Source organism: Zavarzinella formosa DSM 19928 (genome assembly GCF_000255705.1).
In the GTDB taxonomy this organism is placed as follows: domain Bacteria; phylum Planctomycetota; class Planctomycetia; order Gemmatales; family Gemmataceae; genus Zavarzinella; species Zavarzinella formosa.
The window spans coordinates 95,682-102,875 of sequence record NZ_JH636452.1 but is presented as its reverse complement, the minus strand read 5'-3'; the positions used below and the strand labels follow the sequence as shown (position 1 = coordinate 102,875).

The 7,194-nt window shown below is 60.1% G+C and carries 5 protein-coding genes; 1 reads left to right on the top strand and 4 read right to left on the bottom strand.

Features of this window, described 5'->3' with window-relative positions:
• Positions 1 to 446 precede the first annotated feature (446 nt).
• From BGIM_RS55795 to hemF, 4 genes are all read right to left on the bottom strand, one after another.
• Positions 447 to 1,652, bottom strand: coding sequence for an HD domain-containing phosphohydrolase (locus BGIM_RS55795; RefSeq protein WP_020475980.1), 1,206 nt, complete (start codon positions 1,650 to 1,652; stop codon positions 447 to 449).
• Positions 1,653 to 1,705: 53 nt separating this feature from the next.
• Complete coding sequence (locus BGIM_RS59405) at positions 1,706 to 2,569, bottom strand: response regulator (protein ID WP_157369901.1); 864 nt, start codon at positions 2,567 to 2,569, stop codon at positions 1,706 to 1,708.
• A 10-nt stretch (positions 2,570 to 2,579) separates the two neighbouring features.
• Complete coding sequence (locus tag BGIM_RS0144105) at positions 2,580 to 4,205, bottom strand: PAS domain-containing sensor histidine kinase (RefSeq protein ID WP_020475978.1); 1,626 nt, start codon at positions 4,203 to 4,205, stop codon at positions 2,580 to 2,582.
• A gap of 225 nt (positions 4,206 to 4,430) precedes the next feature.
• Positions 4,431 to 5,336, bottom strand: a complete 906-nt coding sequence (gene hemF, locus BGIM_RS0144100; RefSeq protein WP_020475977.1) for an oxygen-dependent coproporphyrinogen oxidase — start codon at positions 5,334 to 5,336, stop codon at positions 4,431 to 4,433.
• 77 nt (positions 5,337 to 5,413) lie between these two features.
• Between hemF and BGIM_RS0144095 the strand changes: the two genes are divergently transcribed.
• On the top strand, positions 5,414 to 7,138 hold the full coding sequence (locus BGIM_RS0144095) for a hypothetical protein (protein WP_020475976.1): 1,725 nt from the start codon (positions 5,414 to 5,416) through the stop codon (positions 7,136 to 7,138).
• The last annotated feature ends 56 nt before the right edge of the window (positions 7,139 to 7,194 follow it).

The window sequence follows — 7,194 nt, the reverse complement described above, 5'->3', positions numbered from 1 at the left end:
GGGGTGTTTCAACCCCGCTTTCCACCGACTTTGGTCCCTGTCGTTTGTTTCGCAAACCACACAAACCTTCGTCGCGAGTTACATTTCTATGCTCCCGCATTCGCATGTCAACGGCTTCCCAAAACATTTTTGGAAATCACTGTGTGACGACCTTCGCCACTGGGCGTCTCACGCCCGCAATTTGTGATGGCAATAGCCATCATAAATTACCCATCCCTTAAATTACCACCTGAACAACAAGGCAATTTGATGGCGCTGGTTGTGCGGAAAACCTGACGGTTTTCAAAGTCCATTTAGGCAGAATTGCTCGCATTGCCCCGTCGCGAGACGGCCGGACATTACCTGCGGGGTCGAAGAGGGCTCTGTGAAGCGGTGAAATGTCAGCACCTTAAGCAAGGCGCTGATTGTTTGGCGAGCTTTTCTACCGGAAGAAGCAAGGCGGTTTCTCACCGCCCGGCGCCGACCAAGTCGGTGTGTGGTATCTCGGCGGGGATGTCCATCTCGGCGGCCAACTCGGGGGGCAGTTGCACGATGAAGGGTTCCGTCACCATGCCGCGCGAGGCCATTCCCAAGATGCGGCTCAGGAGCGCCGGGGTGACTTCCGTCCCCTCGGCGACCAGTCGCACGCCGAAGTTGTTGAACAGCCCAAGATGCAGGATCATTCCGGCTTTCACCTGATCCACGCGAATCGTGACCAGTTTGTTCGGGTCGTCCATGGCGACGGCCTCTCGCAGCGCCTCAAGGACTCGCGGGTCGTAATACATTGGATGGTTTTCCAACTGTTGAAAAGCCCCGCGCGGGCCGAGTCCCTTCTGCATCGCCTCGTCGAAGTCGAGCGCCACCTTAAGCAGCCGGGAGCCCATCGGGATCGCCGGGCCGCTCGCCGTCAGGCCGGTGTCGTCCCAACCGTCGTATCGGCGGTTCTGATACAAGACGATGTCGGCCACCTCTTTCATCCGGGGAATGGCCACCAGAAGTTCGTGGCCCACCTGCGGATGACGGCGGATCATGTCTTCCTCATCCAGCGTCAGCCGAAGGCTCAGGACATGCCGGTGCAGGACACCTTCAGGGATTGACACAAAGCCGATCAGCGCGAGCATGGCGGCCGCGTCGATCTGCCAGCGTTCCCGGATCTTTAAGATGTCGGCCAGTTTGTTGACGACTTTGCGAAGACGGTTGGTCCGGCCGAAGGCCTCCGGGCTGATGAGCGACAACACTTCGCTCAGCACCTTCAGCGATCCGCTAAGGGTTCCCTCCAGCAAATCCCGCTGATCCATCTTCAATTGATGCTGCTCCCGGCCGGTGTTGATGGCCAGCCGCAGCGACTCAGGAGAGGCGGGCTTGGTGAGCAACCTGAAGACGTTGCCATGATTCACCGCATCAAGGGCGGACTGCAAGTCGGCGTAGCCGGTCAAAAGAATGCGCGTGGTGTCCGGGAACATCACATGGGTTTTTTTCAGCAGTTCCGTGCCGCTCATCCCCGGCATGCGGAGATCGGAAACGACGACGGCGAACGGTCCCTTGTCGTTGAGCGTGCGGATGGCCTCGTTGCCATCGGACGCGGTTTCGACGCGGAACTCCCGGCCAAACTGCCGCCGAAACGAGGCGAGCAGATTGGCGTCGTCGTCCACAAACAGCACGCGGTCGTTCATGTCAAACTCGGAGCTTGATAACTTGGAATTCGGAATAAAAGCAATTGTTGCGATCAACCCCTCAGAGGAACCGGACAACCGAACACCGCCTGGGTGAAACCGAGGCGGGCGAACAAGGCGAGGCCGATCTTGTCCGGCGCCGCCCCGGACAATTCGCCAAGCATGGCGCCGATTCCCGTGCTGAATTCCCGCAACTGAACCGTGAGCTGTTCGGACTCGTCGGCCCCCGCGGACGCGACGGTTCTTCGGGCAACGCCCGCAAGGGCGAGCATTTCCCGCCAGTGACGCTCGATCACCGGACGATCTGCCACCATCGACAATTGTTCCACAAAACCTGTCACAACAGCCAGCGCGGGCAGGAAATCGCTGCTCATGATTTTCAGCACGGATGCGGAAGAATTCAGCCCCGCCCCGCCCAGGCCGACCGTTGCGCCGCAGGCTTCCAGCCAGCGCCGCCCGGAGCCGCGCCCGTCGTGGGGCAATTCCCCGGCGGCGGGGGGCATCGCCTTGGCCAGCATGTCAAGGACCTTCCGGGTTCCCGGGTCTTTCGCCGCCGTGGAGACCTCCATCGCCTGCCGGACCGTTTCGCCCAGCACCGCCAGATTCACGGGCTTGCCGAGGCAGGCGAAGCAACCTGTCGGGGAGAACCAAGGCGTTTTCGCCTCATCGCCCGTCAACAGCACGCAGACGGTGTCCGGGCTGGCCCGTTTCACGTCGCGGATGAGTTCCTCGCCGGAAATCCCCGGCATGTTCCGGTCGGTCACGAGAATGTCAACCGGCTCTCGCAGGAGTTCTTGCCGGGCGGCCAGCGGTTGGTGGGATGTGCGGATGTCCGCGTCCCGCAACCGCAGCGCCAGCATCCGGCGCAGCGTCCCGAGCACCAGCGATTCGTCGTCAACAATCATCACCCGAGTCACGCGGCTCTCCTCACCATTCACGCGGCAGACGGACGATCATATTCACCCCGCCCAGCTCACTGGTTTCCAATTCAACCGATCCATGATGCCGTTGGATCACGGCGGCCAACACATGAGTCAACCCTTGGCCCGAATGGCGGCCGGGGGCTTTGGTCGTGAAAAACGGATTGAACACATACGCCCGGATATCCGGGGCAATCCCCGTCCCGCTGTCTCCCACGGATAATTGCACGCTGTTCTCAAGGCTTCGCGTCCGCAGGATAATCGAACCGGTCCCGCCGGGGGATTCCCGCACGGCCTCGACGGCGTTCATGAACAGGTGATACACCGCCTGATTCAGATCACGGGCGTAACCGGGAATCGCCGACAGGCCGGCCTCGAGATCGAGGGTGACCTCCACGCCAAACTTCCAGGCGTTCCGCGTGACAGCCAGCACATTTTCCACAACCCGGTTCAGCGAGACGACCATCGCGTCCTCCGGACCGGTTCCGGCAAATTCCTTCATGGCGCGGACGATGGCCGCCACATGCTCCACCCCCTCGACGCTCTGGGAGATCGCCGTGGGAACTTCTTTCCGCAGGAAGTCCGATTCGTCGCGGTCGGCGGTGAGTTCCCCGAAGGCTTCCAAAAGGAACCGAAGGTTGTCCCCCACATATTGCAGCGGCGTGTTGATCTCGTGGGCGATCCCGGCCGACAGATGGCCGATGGCCTCCAATTTTTGGAGATGGCTGAGTTGCTCCTCCATCCGGCGGCGTTCGGTCACGTCGCGGCAGACCAGCACGGCTCCGCGAACATGGCCGTTGGAGTCTCCCAGCGGAATCGCCCGCATTTCGCAGCGAAGGCGAGTATCGTCCGGGGCGTTCAGCCACAACTCTTTCTCGGGCGTCTCCTCCCCGTCAAGGGCGAGACAGACTGGCAGATCGGTTATTCCGGCGGGCGTCTGATCGGCCCGGAGAATCAACCCAAAGGAGGGCCAGTCGCCAACCGGGCGCGCCAGCAACTCCGGCCCGAACAAATCCCGCGCGGCCTCGTTCGCCTGTTGGACATTTCCGCCGGCATCCAGCAGAACAACGCCTTCGAGCAGGCTGTCGAGAATCTCCGAAAGCAGTTCGCTTCGCCGCCGGTATTTGTCAACGGAACCGGTGGATTTGTTCGTCGTGAGCGAGGAGACCGGCCTGGCGATCAACCGGCTGTTCAACTGGCTGTTGACTCCGTCAATTTCTCGCTGGATCGGCTGGCGGTCCCGAAGTTCCGTCATCGTGCCGTACCAGCGGCGATCTTGTTTCGCGATCCCCGACGGCCGGAACTGGAAAAGAAACCATTGGCCCGCCACGGGACCGGCGCACGTGAGGCGGCCCGTGAATTCAAACGGTTCGTTTGTCTGGAAAGCGGCCATCCATGCGGTCTGAAACCCCCAGGCGTCCTCGACGCTGAGCAACCGGCCCCATGGGGCGAACGTGCCGTATTCCAGCCCCGTGGCTTCTAGGAACCGGTGATTGGCCTCCGCCAACTGGCCGTTGTCATCAATCACCAGCACAAGTTGCGGAATCAAGTCAATGAGTTCCCGACGTCGCTCTCCCTGAATGGAAGGCAACCGGGAAACGACCACTTCGGCGCCGGGTGAGCGCACCTGCATTTTCGCGGACCTTCCATGCGGAGAGGAGGGTGTCGGTCAACCAGCAAAAACCTAGGGCGCGATTGATTCTGGATCAGAATGATTTTCAGGCGCGGGCCGCAATGCCCGCCCCCAAATTCAGGTGATGCTTGAAAAATCAGATGTGATGCGGACACGTCGAAAAGCGGTCAGTGAATCTGTTTGGATCAGGAAAGCAGTGCCGTCAGGCGATGACGCCGGAAAGCATCATGAATTCGCGAGCCCGATCCAGTCTTTCGGCTTTAGCCAATATTCGGTGAGCCGGGCCTCCGGGCTGCCGGGTTCGGGTTTGTAATCATACCAATAGCGAACCGTCGGCGGCAGGGACATCAGAATGGATTCCACCCGGCCGTTGGTCTTCAGTCCGAAGATCGTGCCGCGATCATAGATCAGGTTGAACTCGACGTATCGCCCCCGGCGGTATTCCTGAAATCGCCGTTGTTCGTCCGCAAAAGGGGTGTCTTTGCGTCGCTCCACGATCGGCAGATAACTGGGCAGAAAGGCCTCGGCCGCTTCCTTGACGAAGGCCAGCCAAGCGGGCATGTCGCCGGATTTGTAGTCGAAGAAGATGCCGCCGACGCCGCGGGCTTCCTGCCGGTGCGGCAGGAAGAAATACTCGTCGCAGGCGTGCTTCATTGCCGCGTGATCGGTGAGCGGGGCGTGCCGGTCGCAGACGGTTTTCCAAGTGCGGTGAAAGTGGGCGACATCCTCCAGCACGGGATAGTAGGGGGTGAGGTCACCGCCGCCGCCGAACCACCAATGGCCCCCCTTCGTGAGATAACGGAAGTTGGCATGCACCGTGGGGATATGCGGATTGCGGGGATGCAGCACCAATGAGAGGCCGGTGGCGGTGAAGTTCAATCCCTCGCCGGGGATCTGCTTGGCGAATTCCGGGGTCATCACGCCATGAACTTCGGAAAAGTTCACTCCGCCCTTCTCGAAAACACCGCCGTTTTCCATCACACGGGACCGGCCGCCGCCCCCCTCCGCGCGGACCCAAGTGTCTTCGCGGAACCGGCCCTCGCCGTCCGCTTGTTCCAATCCGGCGCAGATGCGATCCTGCAACCCCCGAAAAAACTCCACGGCATGGGTATGTAACTCGGCGGCGGTCATGGCTTTTTTCCCGCAAATAGATGGCAATCCCACCATAAGATATGCGAATCACATCGTAACACACCCCGAGGTGACTCATGCGAATGACTTTTCCGCTGATGGCCGGACTCGTGCTTGGCCTGGCCGCCCCCCTGACGGCGGCCCCGCGACCGGACGAACGAACCGCCGGTCCGGCCCTTGTCGGCCAGGCCCGCTCTTGGAACGACATGGTGGCAATGGTCCGTGAAGGGACAAAATCGTTGGGCGGGGACAAGCTCCTCGCCGAGTTTGAGAAGGAGGGGCTTCGCTCCATCTCGCCGGACAACTTTCCCTCCATCGACCCGAGCAAGCCGTTCGCCCTCTATGGCCTCGCCGACGCCGACCTGAAAAAATGCCGGCTCGTCATCATGATTCCCGTCAAGAACCAAGAAGAGTTTCTCAACCGAATCGGCGAATTGAACATTAAAACCGAGAAGTCTCCGGAGGAGGGGACGTTCATCGTCGCCACCGGCGCGGGGATGCCGTTTCCGGTCCATCTGAAATTCAACGAAGGGTATGCTTATTTCAGTCTCGGCGGCGCCGACGCCCTGGCCCCCAAGACCATTCTTCCCCCCAAGGAAGTCATTAACGAGAAGGACAAATCCCCGGCGTTTATCACCTTAAAGGTTGACCGGATGCCGCCGGAATTGAAGAAATTTTTGGTGGCCAACCTTAACGAGTTCATCGATCAGGGCAAGGAAGCGATCACGACGGCCGAGTCGAAAGAGATGGTCAACATCCTGCAATCGCTCGGCATCCGCTGGCTGCGATTGTTCGCCGATCAGGGAAAAGAAATCACCTTCCGGCTCGACGCGGACCCGAAGACCGCCAGCCTCAAATTTGACATCGCCTTGGAAGCCATGCCGAAAACGGCCCTCGCGGCCGCCATCGCCCGCCGCCCGGCCTCCACAAACGCCTTTGCAGGCCTGATCACAAAGGATGCGGTGCAATGGATGATGTTGTCAGCCCCGTTGTTCCACGAGGACATTCAGGAAGTCTTGGTGAAACTGGTGACGCTCGGCGAAAAAGCGGCCGTTGGCGAGGTCGCGAAGATCGGCTCGCCCGAAATGATCGCCCTGACGGAAGCCGGGTTCAAGTCGCTGCTGGCGACGCTCAAAACCGGGGAAATGGACTTGGGTTTGGTGCTTCGCGGCCCCAACAAAGACGGCCATTACACAGCGGTGGGCGGGATTCAAATGCAAGAGACGGCCGACTTGGAAAAAGCGGCAAAAACGGCGTTGAAGGCGGCCCCGGAAGAGATTCAAAAGTGGATCAAGATGGATGCGGGCAAACTGGGCGAATTAAATCTGCATGAAATCCGCGTTCAGGACGGGCCGGACGGATTGCAAAATTTCTTCGGGAAAGACCAAACTGTTTACATCGGCGTCGGCAAAAACGCGATTTACTTCGCCTATGGCCCGGACGCCAAAAAGGCCCTCGCGGAAACCGCCGCCCTGAAACCGGCCCCCAGTGCCGCGTATGACAGTTCGGGCAACCCGAAGAAGACTGCCCAGATGATGAAGAAATTGCTTCCCCCCGAGGCCTTCGGCAACGACGACGAAGGCCCGACCGGCATCATGAAGACAATGCTGGATTCAATGGAAAAAAACGAAAAGACCGCTGGGATGACGCTGGACCTGACCGGCGGCGAAAAACTGCACCTGACGCTGAATTACAGCCTGCAATTCGGATTCTTGGGCGGTCCGACCTCGTTCTTCATGATGGGCGGCGTCCGGGCGGGGGCAATGGCCAAGCCGGTTCAGGCGGCTCCGAAGGCGAAGTGAATTAGGCAAGGTTAATGTTTTGGCGAGCCGAATGGCTCGCCAAGATAAAAAACGAG

Excerpts from the sequence above, each read along its gene's own strand:
- BGIM_RS55795 (WP_020475980.1), bottom strand. The coding sequence starts at position 1,652 with ATGAACGACCGCGTGCTGTTTGTGGACGACGACGCCAATCTGCTCGCC.
- BGIM_RS0144095 (WP_020475976.1), top strand. The coding sequence starts at position 5,414 with ATGCGAATGACTTTTCCGCTGATGGCCGGACTCGTGCTTGGCCTGGCC.
- hemF (WP_020475977.1), bottom strand. The coding sequence starts at position 5,336 with ATGACCGCCGCCGAGTTACATACCCATGCCGTGGAGTTTTTTCGGGGG.
- BGIM_RS0144105 (WP_020475978.1), bottom strand. The coding sequence starts at position 4,205 with ATGCAGGTGCGCTCACCCGGCGCCGAAGTGGTCGTTTCCCGGTTGCCT.